The following is a 16,974-nucleotide window of genomic DNA, read 5'->3' as shown; positions in this document are numbered from 1 at the left end:
TTATTTTTCAGAGGATTTAAAGTATGGATTACAGCACTTCCGACCTGTGTGATCATTTTGCTGACGTGGTTGATGTTCTCGAACCTATGTTTATTAACTTTGGTGGACAAACCGCCTTTAGTGGCCGTATTCAAACTGTAAAATGTTTTGAAAATAACGAATTGATCAGGTCAATGTTAGAGCAAGATGGGAGCGATAGCATATTGCTAATAGATGGCGGTGGCTCAACGAGACGTGCCCTTATTGATATTGACCTTGCTGAACTGGCTGTTGAAAATAACTGGCAAGGCATTGTTGTCTATGGCGCAGTGCGTCATGTGGACGAACTTGAAGAATGTAATATCGGTATTCAAGCTATTACGTCAATTCCTGTATCGGCCGACAGCTCAGGGGCTGGTGAGCAAGGTATTCCCGTGAATTTTGCAGGAGTCTCCTTTTTCGACGACGACTATTTATATGCTGACAGTACTGGGATTATTATCTCAGCTGAAGAATTACTCCTTGAAGTAGATGACACCCTAGACGCGTAAACCATGACAGAATACCTACATATTTACCATGAGGCTGACATTAGCAGCCTCGTCACAGAACGTGAGAATGAGCGTAAATTTTGGCAATCACTCACCTTCCTAGATACTAACAGTGCCACCTTACAGGCACTAAAAGATGCCGCTGCTTTTGGCATAAAGTACGTACTTATTGGCGTAAACGAAGATATCGGCCCTAGAGCAAATTGCGGCCAAGGTGGTGCGACCCTTGGGTGGCAGGCTTTTTTAAAACGTTTCTTAAACCTCCCGTGTAACCAATTTTTAGACCCAAAAAACGTCTTGCTATTAGGTGAAATAGTTTGTGACGACTTACAAACAGCCAGTGCGGACTTGTGCAACACGCACCCTGATCAGCTAGTACAGTTACGAGATTTATGCGCCGAAATAGATCAGCGTGTCAATGATATCCTAAGCTTAATATTTTCAGCAGGATTGGAACCCATTATTATTGGGGGTGGTCACAATAATTGTTTTGGTATTTTACAGGCATTGCACAGAGTAAGTGGTAAATCATGTAATGCTATTAACTTTGATCCACATGCTGACTTTAGAGCAATAGAAGGTCGGCACAGTGGCAATGGATTTAACTATGCTTACCAGCGCAATATGCTCAATGACTATCATGTGGTCGGTTTGCATGAACAAAAAAATAACAAGGCAATCATAGACGCTTTGCACAAAGCGCAGTTCACTTATACTAGCTATCAAGATATTTTAGTCACGCGAAGGGCAACATTAACCCAAGCAATTACCACCGGATTAAAGCGTTTCAACGATGATAAACCATTGGGTATTGAAGTAGACGTTGACAGTATTAGCGGTATGCCAGTCAGTGCGTTTACCAATTGTGGCTTTAGTACGAATGATGCTGAACATTTTGTGTCGTTATCAGCAGAACAACGCAGTGTGGCTTATTTACATCTGTGTGAAGCTGCTCCAGCGAATCATCCACAGGGCCTTGCACAAGGTATGATAGAAGCAGGGCAAGTGCTCAGTGGTTTAGTATGTAGTTACTTATCAAGTCGAGCCCGGGTTGAGCAATAACTTATCTACTCGTGTTCTATTTTCCATTGTTTTAACCAACTGATCATACCTACACTGCTCAGAGGCCTTGCAAAAAAGTAACCCTGAGCAGCAAAGGTATCAAGATTTTGCACAAAATTGAGCTGCTCTTGTGTTTCAACCCCTTCGCAGATCACTTTACTGTTCAATTGCTGCTGCATCTCTACCATACCACGCACCACACTTTTAAACTGGCCCTGCTGCTGGTGTTCTGCGGTCAAAGAGCGACCCACTTTCACATAATCGACACTCAATTTTGGCAATTTTGCTAATATGAGTGGCGCTTCGCCAAATCCATCAACACACAAACGTACACCAATGCTTCTCAGCCGCGCGACCATTGCCACGCCTTGCGCATCTAATGACATAAATAACGCGGATGGACATTCAATGATCAAATCCCCAGGTAGCAAATGATGCTCAAGCAATATTCTATCTAGAAATTCAATGAACTCTTCATGTAACATCTCTGGACCAAAAACATTCACACTCAGTGGCATATGAATGTTATCCATTCTCAATGCCATCGCAATCTCTGCTGCACGTTCAATCACATAATACGCAACAGGAACAGCCAACCCTGCCAGTCGAATATCTTCTATAAATTGACCCGCAGCCAGAATACCTTGCTTTGGGTGTTGCCAGCGTAATAACAACTCTAAAAATTCTATTTCGCCATCTTTGTGACGGATCACTGGCTGAAAATACAATTCAAATTCACTGCGAAAATCAATGTGTGCCAGCTCGGCAAGACGTGCTTGTTGTTCTAATTTCGTAATTTGCATTTGCTGTTGATAAGCACACACCGAGCGATTAGGCTGGCTATCTAACGCCAAGAATGCACAGGTGATCAGGTTATCAAATTGGCCGAGTTCTTCGTCGCAATTCACGTAACTGGCTCGCGCACTTACTTCCAATGTACAGTTACCCACATTGAAAGGTTTCAGTGTACTGCGAATGATATCGTCTATTAGCTGCTCATGCAGGTGTTTTTGGTTACTCAGCCCACAGACAAAGACAAAGTGAAGCCCACCTAAATGCGCCACCCGTGACATGTCATTCCCATTAGCAATGGCAACGACATCATGGCTTTGTAATTGTTGCTTTATTCGATTGGCCGACTGCGCTAAAAGTAAATCGCCGAATTCTCGACCCAAATGCAGATTCACTTGCTCAAAGCCTTCAAGGCGAACCATCACTAACATAGCAGGCCCTGGTTCTGTGACTCTGTAGTCTGTAAATGCGGCTCTTAAACTGGCTCTATCGGGTAAACCAAGAATATCATGGGCTTGATCGCTCACTACTTCGTGTTGGGCTGGGGCCGTTTCTGGAATATGATTTAAGGCCAATAATTGCCCTAAGTAGAGAATAGTGACCACTGATACGGTTAATATACCTGGCCAAGACCATAAAATCTGCCCACCCAGTAATACAATAAAGATCACACTGGCAAAACAGGCCAAGAATAAGTAATTATCGTCATTATGACGCAGGCTAAATAGGATATGGCCAAGTAGAGAAAGCCCTAAAAGATACTGTAACCATTCTAGGTTCAGCGCTAATATTGCCAGACTTATGCTAGCAGTCAACGCATGTAGTATACGTAAATTTGCGGCTTTAGTTACTACGATAACAGCGAGGCTGCCCATCAATACTACACCCGCTAGCAGCGCCGCTAGAAGGGGGATCCCCCCCTGTTGCATTCCGTTGATTACAGGAATAGTTGTGACGGACCACACATATGTGAAAACCGACATCAACACCCCAATATAAATAATTAATTCTGAGTAAGTTTACCTAATATCCAGAGATTTAACAGATCATTTACGCCAAATTGGTAACTTAATTGTGCTGGGTGACTAATATCCCACAAGGCAAAGTCAGCTCGCATTCCCACTTTAAGTACCCCTCTATCTGATAAACCAAGTGCTTTTGCCGCATGACATGTCACGCCCTGCAAGGTTTCTTCCGGCGTCATTCTAAATAGCGTACACCCCATATTCAACATTAAACGTAATGAGCATAGGGGTGCGGTACCAGGGTTAAAGTCACTCGCAATCGCCATGGGTACCTTGTGTTTACGCAGCAACTCTAACGGGGGTAACTGTGTCTCTCGTAAAAAATAAAATGCCCCCGGTAACAGCACTGCAACAGTGCCTGCATTTGCCATTGCCACCACACCTGATTCATCTAAGTATTCAATATGGTCCGCAGACAACCCAGCAAACTCAGCTACCAGCTCAGTGCCCTTTTGGTTAGATAACTGTTCAGCGTGACATTTCACTTTCAACCCTAACTTGGTCGCAGCATCAAAGACTCGACGAGTTTGTTCGTAACTAAATCCCACATTTTCGCAAAACACATCTACTGCACTGGCCAGATTTAGCTCTGCAACCCGAGGTAACATTTCGTCACATACGATATCAATATACGCATCAGCTTGACCCTTATATTCAGGCGGTAATGCGTGTGCGCCTAAAAACGTACTATGTATATCAATTGGATGATGCTCAGCAAGTAGCTTATTCACTTCCAATAACTTCAATTCATTTTCGGTGTCTAATCCATAGCCTGTTTTGCTTTCAACAGTCGTGACGCCCTCACGTAATAAACTGTTTAAACGTCCTTTGGCGTTAACAAATAACGTTTCATGATCGGCTTCTCGAGTTGCTCTAACCGTACTTGCGATACCACCGCCTTGCTGCGCAATTTGTTGGTACGAAACACCTTGCAGCCGCTGCTCAAACTCAGTAGCTCTATCCCCTGCAAACAAGATATGGGTATGGCAATCAATGAGTCCAGGTGTCAGCCAAGCCCCTTTGGCACTGTGAACGGGTGTTGCCAATGCATCAAATTCAGGCATATCATCCTGTCGACCTAACCAACTGATCATGCCCTCTTTAATCATAATTGCCCCTTGCTCTATCATGCCATAGGGGGCTGAGCGCTCTCCATCCATTGTCGCAAGGTTAACATCTGTAATTACTAAATCAGGCTCAATCATTGCTACTACTCCGAAAAAATATCTGGTTCGAGTTTAACAAGCTTGCTTGTATATACAAGACATCTGTGCCACCTTTATTCATATCTTCATAAAAATTGGTAGTCTCGCCATGACACAAACACCCAAGTTTGCCCTTATAAAACAGCATATCATTGATAATATTCAAGCAGCAAAATGGGTAGAGAATCAGCGTGTCCCCTCTGAAAATGAACTCGCAGAGCAATTTGCTGTTAGTCGAATGACCGCTCGACGTGCGCTAAGTGAGCTGACAGAAGCAGGCATCCTCACTAGAAGTCAAGGCTTAGGGACTTTTGTTGCTAGCCTTAAGTCGCAATCCTCTTTACTGGAAATAAAAAACATAGCTGATGAAGTACAGGCACGCAATGGGGTCTACTCTTGTAGTGTTTTATCGTTAGAATCAATCTCGGCCGTCGCACCAATTGCAATTGCTCTGGGCGTAGAGATCAACAGCCAAGTCTATCGAAGCGTACTTGTACATAATGAAAACGAACAACCGCTTCAAGTAGAGGAAAGGTTTGTCAATCCAGCACTTGCGATACACTATTTACAGCAAGATTTTAATCACGTTACTCCGCATGAATACCTGTCACAGGTTGCCCCCTTAACTGAAGCTCGTCACACAGTGGAAGCCATAATGCCCACCAGTGAGGTTTGCCAATGGTTAAGTTTATACAATGAAGAGCCTTGTTTACAGGTCATAAGACGCACATGGTCATCAGAGGGGATCGTTAGTTTTGCACGCCTTATTTCTCCTGGGAGTAAATACCGATTAGGTGGGCATTTAACCTTTAAACGCCATTAAATGGCGTAATTGTATGCAAATCCCAGCTGACAAATAGCCGAACCATCGATAATACGTTCCACTTTCTCGGCAGAGCTAAACTCAGGGGCTGCGGTATTAAGTGCATGACATTTTTGTTGATAGTACTGCGCGCGCGTCGGGTGCCACTCATGACACACATTATATATTGGCTGGGCTACTTGCCACTGAGACAACACCGTAAAGATAGCATTAATCACATCTTGCTGATGAACCATGTTTACCAAGCTTTGCGAAGAGCTTTTTAATGTTTTTCCTGCGACAAAATTACCCGGTTCTCGACCCGGGCCAACTAGCCCTGCTAAACGTAACACTTTGCCACCTTGCTTTGTAACATGCTCTTCTGCACTGACCAATAATTGCTGGCGCTCGGTACTGGTATCCAGTGCGCTTAGTTCATGATAGTGACCATTCTCATTGCTATATACCCCAGTGCTTGAACAGAGCAAAAACCCCCGTGCCGACATTTTTTTACTGAGTGCTAAAGTCTGCTGCAACATTGGCAAGTAATTACTATCAGCATGCCTTGCTCTTGGTGGCAAAGCACAGACCCACCAAGCATCGCGTAATGATAACGTATGCTCTATTTGTTCATTTGGCATAGCGAGATAACGCTCAAACGAGACCGCATCATTAGGACTACGGCGAGTACCTTCAACCTGCCAACCTAACTCACTGGCTTGTTGACATAAAGGGTGCCCTAACCAACCTGCGCCTACTACCACTAACTGCGTCATAACTTTAATTCCAAAAACAGGTATCGACCTTCAGCATGGTGCTGTCATGGCCTTAAAAAAGGCCTTTAATAGGCCTTCACGATTATTTTGCTTAAACAAGTAAGGTGATACATCCACGATGCTAGTTTTGGTTTACATTCATCACTGGCAACAACACTTCTGCACTTAACCCGCCTTGCTTGCGATTGCGTAACCTCACTGTTCCCCCATGCGTGGTTACAATGCGTTTAATGATCGCAAGCCCTAACCCACTCCCTTCACTACCGCGAGCTTGATCTCCTTGCTTAAACGGCTCAAACACCGTTTCCAATTCACTCTCTGGAATACCTGGGCCTCTATCTTGTACTTTAATTAGGACTGATCTGTGCTCTTTACTGAACTCCGTAGACACTGAAATAGCGCCGTCTGAATAACGAATTGCATTTTCAATCATATTCGTTAACACCCGCTTTAATGCAACAGTGTTTAACAATACCGACGGTAAAGATGCTTGCGTTGAAAGCTGTATCGTTCGTTTATGCTTTTGCTCCACATTGACCACATCTTCTACCACAGTATTAATATCTTCTAGTACCATCTCACTGGAGTTATGATGCCGTAAATATTCAATAAATTGATCGATAATCGCATTCATATCCTCGATATCGTCAATGATCCCTTCTTTGAGGTAATCCTCTTCATCTGACATCATCTCTGTTGCCAGCCGTATACGAGTTAACGGTGTGCGTAGATCATGCGACACCCCCGCCATCAGCAAACGACGGTCACTTTCAAGCTCAGCAATCCCTTTTGACATTTGATTAAATGCCTTCGTCACTTCAATAACTTCAGTCGCACCACTTTCTACCAGACGGGTAGAAAAATCCCCAACACCGACTCGCCCAGCCGCTGTTTGTAATGCTCTTAGCGGTCGATTAAGATGCCGAGCAAACCACCATCCACCAAGCACACTTAAAAAACCGATACTGGAAAGATAAAAAACCAAAAATTCGAGCTTTGCTTCACTAAAACCTGTTAAGGGCACCCGCACCCAATATCCTGGAGCTTGTGGCGCCTCAACCCAATACACAATCGGGTCGCCTTGGCTTATCCTCACTCGTGCTGAACCATTTAATTGCTCAGACATGCTCTGAGACAATAATGTGTACTCCTTGGCGTCACCAAGACCATTAATATAGGCCTCTCTTTGCGTCATCACCTCTATACCCGTTATCTCAAAAAACACATCAGACAACTCTGAAGACACCTCAGCGCCATCTTCCCAATCAATAAAGACTGTTTTCACTTGCTTTGCGAGCATTAAATTCGCTTGCTCAAATGTTGGTTTAATAACGTAAAGGGTCACCGTGATGTAAGACATTATTTGATTTACGAGTAATAACGCCCCAACAAAAAAAACGGTTTGTCCGAATGCACTTTTTGGAAATAAACTCATAAATACAACTAGCCTTGACCGTCAGGCACAAAGACATAGCCGAGTCCCCAAACTGTTTGAATATAGCGAGGGTTGGTGGCATCTTCTTCAATCATGCGACGAAGTCGGGAGACTTGTACATCAATGCTTCTTTCCAACGCACTATAATCGCGCCCTCTAGCCAGATTCATTAGCTTGTCTCGGCTAAGTGGCTCACGAGGGTGATTAACCAATGCTTTAAGGACAGCAAACTCACCGCTAGTCAACGAAATCACTTCATTCCCCTTTTGCATTTCGCGTGTTGCTAGATTGAGTTTAAAAATACCAAATACCACTTCATTCTCTTGAGCAGCAGGCGCTCCAGGCACTTCTTTTGCCCTGCGACGTAAAATCGCTTTAATTCTTGCTAACAGCTCTCTGGGGTTAAACGGCTTTGGTATGTAATCATCAGCTCCCAACTCAAGACCAATAATTCGATCTACTTCATCGCCTTTTGCCGTCAACATCACAATGGGGATCTCATTTTCTTTTTGTCTTAAACGGCGACAAATAGATAACCCATCTTCACCTGGCAGCATCAGATCAAGCACCATCAAGTGAAAATTTTCACGCTCTAGTAAACGATCCATCTGCTCACTATTGGCTGCAGTACGAACAATAAAACCTTGTTCAACCAAGTATCTCTCTAACAAGCTACGTAAACGCATATCATCATCTACGACTAACACTTTGGTCGTTTCATTACCCATTGTTGATTCTTCTTTTTATTGAATACCTTGGCTTAATATAATTGAAAAAATGCCATCTAGACACCATACCTTGAAAGAAGTTTTGTTACGGAACGTTACAAACAAAAAAATTAGGTAGTTTAATCTAGAAAGCTCGACATATATTTATTTTTTATTTAAGTTGTCACAGCACTAACTCAGAGCATATCAAGTAAATGAAAACCAATCTGATCACCCCTGAAGGGTACCGAAAATTACAGCAAGAACATGACCACTTATGGCATGAAAAACGCCCTGAAATCACCAAAATTGTATCGTGGGCTGCGAGCTTAGGCGATCGCTCTGAGAATGCCGACTATACATTTAATAAACGTGTTTTAAGGCAAATAGATAGGCGAGTTAGGTATCTGAGAAAACGACTACCCGATCTAAAAATTATTGAATATTCCCAGCAACAGGCTGGCAAAGTGTTTTTTGGTGCATGGGTCGAAATTGAAAATGACGCGCAAGAGTGCAAAAAATTTAGAATTGTTGGGCCAGATGAAATATATGAGCGCAACGATTACATCTCCATCGACTCTCCCATGGCGCGGGCTTTACTCGGAAAAGAAGTGGATGATGACTTTACCGTTAACACCCCAGAGGGCGAAAAAACTTGGTTTGTTAACAAAATAGATTACGTGATCAGCTAAGCTTCTTATTCCCTTTTGCTGTGATATAGTTAGACCATAGACATACGCCAATAAAAACGCGTATAGCATTGAACTTTATAAGGATTTTGCATGAGCAATATCTCTGCACGTTTAGCACACGAGCTAAACGCAAAAGAGCAGCAAGTTATCGCTGCAACGGCATTACTTGATGAAGGGGCAACGGTACCGTTTATCGCCCGTTATCGTAAAGAAGTCACTGGTGGACTAGACGATACGCAGCTACGTTTATTAGAACAACGTTTAGGCTATTTACGAGAGTTAGAGGAACGTAGAAGCTTTATTCTCTCTACCATTAAAGAACAAGGTAAGTTATCTGACTCACTCTCAGCCGACATTCATAACGTACAAAGTAAAACTGAGTTAGAAGATTTATATTTACCGTTCAAGCCAAAGCGCCGTACAAAAGGCCAAATCGCGATTGAAGCTGGGTTAGAACCACTCGCTGAGGCATTATTTAATGATGCCACGTTATCTCCTGAGCAACTAGCGCAAGATTATGTGAATGACCAGAATGGGATCAGTGATAGTAAAGCGGCATTAGATGGAGCCAAGTTCATTCTAATGGAACGCTTTGCTGAGGATGCCAAGCTACTTGCCAAATTTCGTCGACATATTCAACAAAATGGTCAACTTGAGGCACAAGTCGTTAAAGGAAAAGAAGACTCAGGAAACAAATACCGAGACTATTTCGAGCACAGTGAAAAATTAACCAAAGTCCCTTCTCACAGAGCATTAGCAATGCTAAGAGCGCGTAACGAAGGTATTTTACAATTGGTTATTAACCCAGAACCAGACGTTGCAGAGCCCCAACAGTTTTGCGCGCAAATGATAGCAGATCACTACCAACTCAATGTTACATCCGCCAATGCCAGTGCATGGTTAATGACCGTTGTGCAATGGGCCTGGAAAATAAAATTATCACTGCATTTAGAAAACGAATTTCTCGGGTCGCTACGTGAAACCGCTGAAACAGGTGCCATTGACGTATTTGCTAAAAACTTAAAAGATTTGCTGATGGCTGCACCGGCGGGACCTCGTGTTACCTTAGGGATTGACCCAGGCCTTAGAACAGGGTGTAAAATCGCTGTGGTCGACAGCACGGGGAAATTACTCTCCACGAATACTATTTTCCCACATGCACCTCAAAACCATTGGGACAAATCGCTACGCACACTAGAACAATTATGCCGTCAGCATAAAGTGCAATTAATTGCCATTGGCAATGGAACCGCCTCTCGTGAGTCTGATAAATTGGCTTCTGAGCTATTAAAAGCAGCCCCAGAACTTACCCTGAGTAAAATCATGGTCAGTGAAGCTGGCGCATCTGTATACTCAGCTTCCGAATTTGCCGCGAATGAATTTCCTGACTTAGACGTGTCACTACGTGGGGCTGTCTCCATAGCACGCCGTTTGCAAGACCCGCTGGCTGAATTAGTAAAAATTGAGCCTAAATCTATCGGTGTAGGTCAATACCAACATGATGTATCGCAAAGTCAGCTTGGTCAAACACTGACGTCGGTCGTAGAAGATTGTGTTAACTCTGTTGGTGTCGACGTCAATATGGCTTCTGCCCCCCTATTAACACGTGTGTCAGGTTTAAATAAAACACTGGCTAACAATATTGTTAAATATCGTGACGAGCACGGCTCATTCACTGCACGTAACCAGCTGAAAAAAGTGGAACGGTTGGGGCCAAAGGCGTTTGAACAAGCTGCAGGTTTCTTGCGCATACTCGACGGTAAAGACCCACTAGATGCCTCATCTGTGCACCCTGAAGCTTATCCAGTCGTAAAACAAATTGCACAACAAAAAGCACTTCCTGTCACAGAGCTTATCGGTAACAGCACATTATTGAATCAATTAGCAGCCAATGACTTTACCAGCGAAAAGTTTGGTTTGCCAACGGTCACCGACATTATTAAAGAACTTGATAAACCTGGCCGAGATCCTCGCCCAGAGTTTAAAACAGCAGAGTTTAAAGCCGGTGTTGAAAAAATATCAGACTTAGAAGTTGGTATGATCCTCGAGGGGGTTGTCTCCAATGTTGCTAATTTTGGTGCGTTCGTTGATGTAGGGGTTCATCAAGATGGATTAGTGCATATTTCAGCCATCACCAATAAGTTTATTTCTGATCCTCGTGAAGTAGTTAAAGCGGGTGATATTGTAAAAGTAAAAGTGATTGAAGTTGACGTTGCGCGCAAACGTATTAGCTTTACTATGCGCTTGAATGATGAAATTACACCACAAGATACACAAGCTAAGAGCAAGCCAAGTACGCAAAAATCGGCAGCGCCTAAGCAGCACAACCGCAGCGCAAAACCTAAAAAAGACTCAGGTAATGCAGCCATGGGGAATGCATTTGCCGAAGCCTTCGCCAAAATGAAAAAGTAATTAATCAAGTTAAATAAAAAAGCCCATCGTTGAATGGGCTTTTTTGTGACTGATTATTATGGTATCTACCCGCACTCACTGCACGCGCTTTATCATCGAATTACGCTTGCAGTGATAAAGAAGCAGCGCCCTCAGGTTGTACCGCTTGCTGGTAGAAGTCACTAATGCGCAAAGACCGCGCTTGTATTTGAGGATCTCGCTCTATTGGTAACGCAACAGAGTAAGGCCCACCGTCTGTTTTTAATGCAGCAGAATCGCGCTCAACAATTTCTTCATCATCTTCGGCCAGTCGTCGCGTCTCATAGCCAGCAACTCGAGTCGTACCCTGCTGCTCTTCATCATTACTTCTACTAATGGTTTGTGTGGCTAATTCAGCTTGCGCAGCTGCTTGCTTTTGTGTGGCGTCGGCTGCAATCGCTCGGTCAGCACCAGAGGGTTCAGCTGGTGCTAATGCAGCAGCGCGTACAGTTTGCATTTTATCGATTGTGCCTGCAGGATCCCCTGGGATCTCTGCCACATCAATCATTACCTGCCCACCTACCGCATAGTTATTACCATCTGGGCCACGTTGGTATTCATAGCTCGGAGAACCGGCATACTGCCCACCTACGCGAGCATGTGCTTGCTCATGCAAACGTACTTCGGTGTCTCTCGCTTTAAGCTCTTGTATTTGCTTTTGCTCAACCTGCTCATCAGCCTGTTCTTGCTCGCTGCGTGCATCTTCATCAGATTTAGGTTGGCGTTCGTCGCCGTCTTGAGCCCCTTTTTCATCAATTGTTTTGTTCTGTGCTAATTTGCCAGAACTATCGTACAAAGCATTATCGTCTGGTGAGTTCGCTTTTGCTTTATCACCGTCGTTGACCGCTTTGTTCTCAGTGAAAGCTGCAGTGGGAGGGGCCGTTTTTGGGATCACTTCACGCAGCTGATTATCGCGCCTAGCTGTTTCAGTGTAGACGTTGGCAGTATTTAAATTCATCGCCGGAGAGGACGTTACAATACTCATACCATTTTTGTAAAACTTATACCTTTATATCAATTAAAGTACCTAATGCTTCGTCAGCAGTGCGAATAGTTTGCACATTTGCTTTCGCATTAAATTCTTCTACTTTTAAATTAACCAATGCTTCATCAATTTTCGCAGGTTGAGACACAGGTGCCGTCACAGACTCCTCCGGGCGTGCACCTTGCAACTGACGCTGCTGTGCCTGCTGGTTTTCATCTTGTGTTTCAATTGTCGCACGGTTTATTTCAGCGCTCGCGCGCTCAATACCCTGTGTTGCTCTGTTAAAGCCTTCTATCCCATTGTTGAGTACATCACCGATTGGCATAGCATGCTCCAAAAACTTTTATATATGGTTAATTATTGCGCAAAAAGTCATAAAAATAAAGCATGATTTACGTCTTTTTCACGTGGCGTGATACCATAATTTTAAAGTACTGATTTTAGGAAAGTTATAAATTCAGAACGATGAGAAATAAAAGGCGCATGGGATGCTTTTGGTAAAATTTCACAATGAAAATTCGAATTTAAACCACGTATCTTATCTATTACAGCTTTTGGCACCAAAGCGTCCAAGCGACCAAATAAACCATAAATAGGTTGCTCTACCATAGCCATATCAGTACGCAAATCCTGTGTTTTCAAAATATCTAAACCAGCTTTTAATGCAATAGGATCTGGAGCTGGGGCCTGCGCTAATAAAGCCCGTAAGCTTTTAATGTCCTCTTTGGCATGCTCACTCCCCATCGCTTGAATAGCGAGAAAACGTTCAATAGTCTTAGTTGCGTTCTTTTCAAGTTGCACCTGAAAAGCATCTAATACATTTGCCTGTATACCTGGCCACTGCGTTACTTCATTAAAATAGGGCGTAGCCGCAATTAAGATAACCTTACTGACTTTATCAGGAAAATTACGCGCCAAATACAATGCAAACAAGCCACCTAACGACCAGCCAATAATGATACTTTCTGGTTTTAATTGTTCAGCCACTAACTTAGCCGCCGTTTCTAACGTGTAGTCCAGTTTAGGACTCGGGGCACCGCCAAAACCTGGTAAATTAATACTCCGTACGTCACCACTAAAAACCTGCTCAATCTCAGGCTTTACCATCTGCCACACTTGGGCATTCATTCCCCAGCCGTGCAACAGTACTAACTCTTTTTGCATTCTTTTAGGTCCTCAACCAAACTTACAACAATGATACCGACAAGACCAAGGAAAGTAACCAACATGCTAAGGAAAGTAGCTAATTGGCTCGTGCCCAATTATTGTATTTGTTGCCAAAACCCCCTTATTGAGCACCAAGCAATATGCCAATACTGTTTCGATGAACTGAGTTTATTTGCCCCCTCACAAGGAAACCTCCTCAATCGGCCAGATATTTGTCGGGATTTTAAGTTAGACAATATAACAAGGTTAATGGCTTGTGGCTGGTATGAAGGCCAGCTTAAAAGTTGGCTGAGTGGCTACAAGTTCCATCATCAAACTCGTTACCAAGCAGCGCTACAACAAGTGATTGTGCACCAATGGACGCAGTACTTGTTACATGAGGACACGGCTCCTGATATCGCCGTGCTCATGCCACTACACACCACTCGGTTAGTTAATCGGGGATTCAATCAAGTCAACCAAACATGGCAATGCTGTATCGACACCTATTTAGCCTCAAAAATAAGCTTACTTCGCATCCATAACACTAAGGCACAAAGCAACCTAACAGGTATACAACGAAGAAAAAATACACACGATGCCTTTGAGGTCAAAGGCGTAATGACCGGCCTAAAAGTCGCCATCGTTGACGATGTTATAACCACTGGGGCGACGATGAATGCCGCAGCGCAAGCATGTTTAGATGCTGGTGCGCTGCAAGTTGATGCTATTGCAACGGCACTAACGCCCTTGCACAGATAGCGTATGGCCAAAAAAGAGTGCGTTAGTTAATAACCGACTACTACCATACCAGTAACCTCTAAATACGGGGTTATCGGAGCTTGCAATCACACTCCCTTGGCCATACCTGTGTGCAACCACTGCTGCACTTTCACTGATTTTCGCGACATTCTCTTTTGCAGCATACCCTGATAACAGAGGGTCCTTGGTATATTTATTCACCAGTAGAAATGGCTGTTCAGGGGCCTTAAGTAACCATGTACTGTTTTTAAACATGGGCAGCAAGCGGCGTTGAAAGCCAAAAGACAATGGGTGAGATAAGTCTAATTCAGTCGCAAATATTGCCCCTGCAATACGCTGCTTTGCAGCTAGCGCATCACGCGTTCCATATTGTAACCCCTCAGTATTAAACTGCTCAGCCATCTCTTTGCGAGTGATGCTTTGTGCATTTAAAAGCTGGCTATCCATCAGCCACTTTGCTCCCCGCTTATGGCCCCAAATAACACCGCCCTTATTAACCCATCCAGTCAGCGCAACTTTAGCTCGATCAGAAAGCTTATTGAAGCGGCCATCCGTCAATATCACATGGCTATAACGTGCTAAATCGACTTTACCTAATCTATGTTGTTCTATTAACGTCGGTGCGATACCTAGATGCTTGTCTAAGTGATACCAAACCTCTCCGACTTCATATTGGCTACTCCCTTGCCCGCCTACCAGTAAAACTTTAGGTAGAGACAACGCTCTCATATTACGTGAACCAAGATCGATACCTTTACTCGTCAAACCCGTGTCTATTGGGTGAACTTTTACAGCAAACTTCGATTGAGCATTATTGAGCACTGATAACCATTGTGCATTACGTTGTAACCCTGCTGGAACAATGATGCTACCCGCTGAAAAATCATGTTGTAAGCCCGCTGTTTCCGCTGTAAATGATTTCATCGCAACACGTGCTTCAATGTCATTACTCAGTAGGTAATTCAGCATTTTTGGTGCATTCCATGCTTGCCATGAAAACCCATATGCATAGGTTTCTGATAATTTTGAGAATTGCTCTTTTATAGGCGACCGCCATGGCTCATCTGCAACCTTAAGTCCCCATGTGCTAGCTGCCTGAGCAAACTGTAGGTTAAACGCATGTGCCAAAGTCCATCCTGATACATCATAAAAGGTATTATCTTGAAAGGACTGCTGTTCTGAAAATATCGCTTTGATTAAACGATACTGAGATTGTGATAAAGGCACATAAATATCGCCTTTTTGATACTGATATTTACCCACTTTGTACTCTTTTGTGAGTTCAAATACCTCAATTTGATGCTGTGACAACACTGACAAAAATTGTTCAAATTTTTGTTTATCGTGGCCTGCTGCCACCACATACCCTTCAAATTTTTCTTTCTCTGCGAGTGCGCTCGCCCCCGTATAAAACTGCTGTTGGTATGCTTGTAACTTCGCCTTATTTTTTATAACGCCTTCAAACGTCGATAAACTGGTCGTTAACTGGTTTTTTATGGTCTGAGAAAAATTCAACCGGCCGTTAACGGTATCTTGAACATGCCCACGGCTACTCGCCTGTTCAAACAAAATGCCAATCGCGCCGTTAGCATCTGGGTAGGTAGATCCTTTACCATAGTAGAAATCATCAAAACTCTCTTGGGTAAAGTATAACTGTTTATCTTTATCTAATGACTTAGCATGAAATGTCGCTAATATTTCTGTCAATGTAACATTCATTTTTGGCGTCAAAGGGTGGGTACGTGACGCAATACCAGGTTGAAAGAAATAACTGCTATTGGATCCCATTTCATGAAAGTCTGTTAATACATTAGGCTTCCAATGATGAAACTGCGCCACTCTTGCTTGTGATTCTGGATGTTGCAGCAACAGCCAGTCCCTATTTAAGTCAAACATATAATGATTGGTGCGCCCAGAAGGCCAAGCTTCAACATGCTCTCTGTGCTGCGGATCAGCAGACAAATTCATACCTCGATTACTATTAGCCCATTGCGCAAAACGCGCTAAGCCATCGGGGTTTAAAGAAGGATCTAACAACACTATCGTATTGTTAAGTAACGTCTGTACCGCGTCTCCTTGAGCCGCAGCCAAATAATAGGCTACCAGCAGTGCGGCATTGCTGCCTGAGGGTTCATTACCGTGTACGCTATACCCCATCCACGCCACTGCAGGTGTCTCTGTCTTTACCTCTGAAGACGAAAGTCGTGCTAGATGCTGTGCTCTGATCTGCTCAATACGTTGTAGTTTATCTGGTGCCGTAATCGTTAAAAGCAATAAAGGGCGCTGCTCATGGCTATAACCAATGGTTTTTATGTCAACACGATCACTTTTATCTGCCAGGACGCGCATATACTGCACTAATTGATCATGTCGTACATGCCACTGCCCAACCTCATACCCCAAAACATCACTGGGTGTAGGAATAGTCGGATCAAACTGAACATCCTCAGAAAAATAATAACTCAGTGGTTTTGCCACTACTGTAAGGGGCAAATAAATAACCATTGCCAAACATAATAATACAAGCCGCATATCAAGACCTTAATACTGATGATTGTTTAAACGCTAACAGTCTAATCATAAGTTGCCAAATTTTTACGTCCAACACTAGCGACAATACGATGA

At 43.5% G+C, this 16,974-nt stretch carries 15 protein-coding genes; 6 read left to right on the top strand and 9 right to left on the bottom strand.

Translation table 11 applies throughout. From position 1 onward, the window contains the following. Nucleotides 1-23: 23 nt before the first annotated feature. Both rraA and BGP78_RS12960 read left to right on the top strand, forming a co-directional pair. Nucleotides 24-530, top strand: coding sequence for a ribonuclease E activity regulator RraA (gene rraA / locus BGP78_RS12965; RefSeq protein WP_119861762.1), 507 nt, complete (start codon nucleotides 24-26; stop codon nucleotides 528-530). A 3-nt stretch (nucleotides 531-533) separates the two neighbouring features. Further along, on the top strand, nucleotides 534-1,592 hold the full coding sequence (locus tag BGP78_RS12960; RefSeq protein WP_119861761.1) for a formimidoylglutamase: 1,059 nt from the start codon (nucleotides 534-536) through the stop codon (nucleotides 1,590-1,592). A 5-nt stretch (nucleotides 1,593-1,597) separates the two neighbouring features. On the opposite strand, the gene BGP78_RS12955 is transcribed toward BGP78_RS12960, so the two are convergent. Beyond that, nucleotides 1,598-3,259: a GGDEF domain-containing phosphodiesterase gene (locus BGP78_RS12955; RefSeq protein WP_119861787.1), complete on the bottom strand. Its 1,662-nt coding sequence runs from the start codon at nucleotides 3,257-3,259 to the stop codon at nucleotides 1,598-1,600. Between the two features lie 128 nt (nucleotides 3,260-3,387). Next, complete coding sequence (hutI, locus tag BGP78_RS12950) at nucleotides 3,388-4,614, bottom strand: imidazolonepropionase (protein ID WP_119861760.1); 1,227 nt, start codon at nucleotides 4,612-4,614, stop codon at nucleotides 3,388-3,390. Nucleotides 4,615-4,723: 109 nt separating this feature from the next. Between hutI and hutC the strand changes: the two genes are divergently transcribed. Continuing rightward, complete coding sequence (gene hutC / locus BGP78_RS12945; RefSeq protein ID WP_119861759.1) at nucleotides 4,724-5,437, top strand: histidine utilization repressor; 714 nt, start codon at nucleotides 4,724-4,726, stop codon at nucleotides 5,435-5,437. Here the strand turns inward: hutC and BGP78_RS12940 are convergent. The 3 genes from BGP78_RS12940 to ompR form a co-directional block, all read right to left on the bottom strand. Next, the gene (locus BGP78_RS12940; RefSeq protein ID WP_119861758.1) at nucleotides 5,434-6,192 is read right to left on the bottom strand and encodes an NADP-binding protein; all 759 of its coding nucleotides are present in this window, start codon (nucleotides 6,190-6,192) and stop codon (nucleotides 5,434-5,436) included. The two genes, hutC and BGP78_RS12940, sit on opposite strands and share 4 nt — an antisense overlap. Before the next feature lie 121 nt (nucleotides 6,193-6,313). Beyond that, entirely contained in the window at nucleotides 6,314-7,627 is a 1,314-nt protein-coding gene (gene envZ, locus BGP78_RS12935; protein WP_119861757.1) for a two-component system sensor histidine kinase EnvZ, read from the bottom strand. An 8-nt stretch (nucleotides 7,628-7,635) separates the two neighbouring features. Further along, nucleotides 7,636-8,355, bottom strand: coding sequence for a two-component system response regulator OmpR (gene ompR, locus BGP78_RS12930; protein WP_119861756.1), 720 nt, complete (start codon nucleotides 8,353-8,355; stop codon nucleotides 7,636-7,638). Nucleotides 8,356-8,549: 194 nt separating this feature from the next. Here ompR and greB point away from each other — a divergent pair, with 194 nt between their 5' ends. Then, a complete protein-coding gene (gene greB, locus BGP78_RS12925; protein ID WP_119861755.1) occupies nucleotides 8,550-9,026 on the top strand; it encodes a transcription elongation factor GreB in 477 nt (158 codons plus the stop codon). 90 nt (nucleotides 9,027-9,116) lie between these two features. Then, nucleotides 9,117-11,438, top strand: a complete 2,322-nt coding sequence (locus BGP78_RS12920) for a Tex family protein (protein WP_119861754.1) — start codon at nucleotides 9,117-9,119, stop codon at nucleotides 11,436-11,438. Nucleotides 11,439-11,538: 100 nt separating this feature from the next. On the opposite strand, the gene BGP78_RS12915 is transcribed toward BGP78_RS12920, so the two are convergent. The 3 genes from BGP78_RS12915 to bioH all read right to left on the bottom strand — a co-directional run bounded on the left by BGP78_RS12915 (nucleotide 11,539) and on the right by bioH (nucleotide 13,605). Then, the gene (locus BGP78_RS12915) at nucleotides 11,539-12,441 is read right to left on the bottom strand and encodes a putative metalloprotease CJM1_0395 family protein (protein WP_119861753.1); all 903 of its coding nucleotides are present in this window, start codon (nucleotides 12,439-12,441) and stop codon (nucleotides 11,539-11,541) included. 16 nt (nucleotides 12,442-12,457) lie between these two features. Next, nucleotides 12,458-12,766, bottom strand: a complete 309-nt coding sequence (locus tag BGP78_RS12910; protein ID WP_119861752.1) for a hypothetical protein — start codon at nucleotides 12,764-12,766, stop codon at nucleotides 12,458-12,460. Between the two features lie 101 nt (nucleotides 12,767-12,867). Further along, the gene (bioH, locus tag BGP78_RS12905; protein ID WP_119861751.1) at nucleotides 12,868-13,605 is read right to left on the bottom strand and encodes a pimeloyl-ACP methyl ester esterase BioH; all 738 of its coding nucleotides are present in this window, start codon (nucleotides 13,603-13,605) and stop codon (nucleotides 12,868-12,870) included. Between the two features lie 63 nt (nucleotides 13,606-13,668). Here bioH and BGP78_RS12900 point away from each other — a divergent pair, with 63 nt between their 5' ends. After that, nucleotides 13,669-14,349, top strand: coding sequence for a ComF family protein (locus BGP78_RS12900; RefSeq protein ID WP_119861750.1), 681 nt, complete (start codon nucleotides 13,669-13,671; stop codon nucleotides 14,347-14,349). Here the strand turns inward: BGP78_RS12900 and BGP78_RS12895 are convergent. Beyond that, nucleotides 14,329-16,881, bottom strand: a complete 2,553-nt coding sequence (locus BGP78_RS12895) for a M14 metallopeptidase family protein (protein WP_119861749.1) — start codon at nucleotides 16,879-16,881, stop codon at nucleotides 14,329-14,331. The genes BGP78_RS12900 and BGP78_RS12895 overlap by 21 nt on opposite strands. Between the last annotated feature and the right edge of the window lie 93 nt (nucleotides 16,882-16,974).

It is taken from the genome of Pseudoalteromonas sp. MSK9-3 (assembly GCF_003590335.1).
In the GTDB taxonomy this organism is placed as follows: Bacteria; Pseudomonadota; Gammaproteobacteria; order Enterobacterales; family Alteromonadaceae; genus Pseudoalteromonas.
This window is presented reverse-complemented; position numbering and strand designations above follow the sequence as displayed.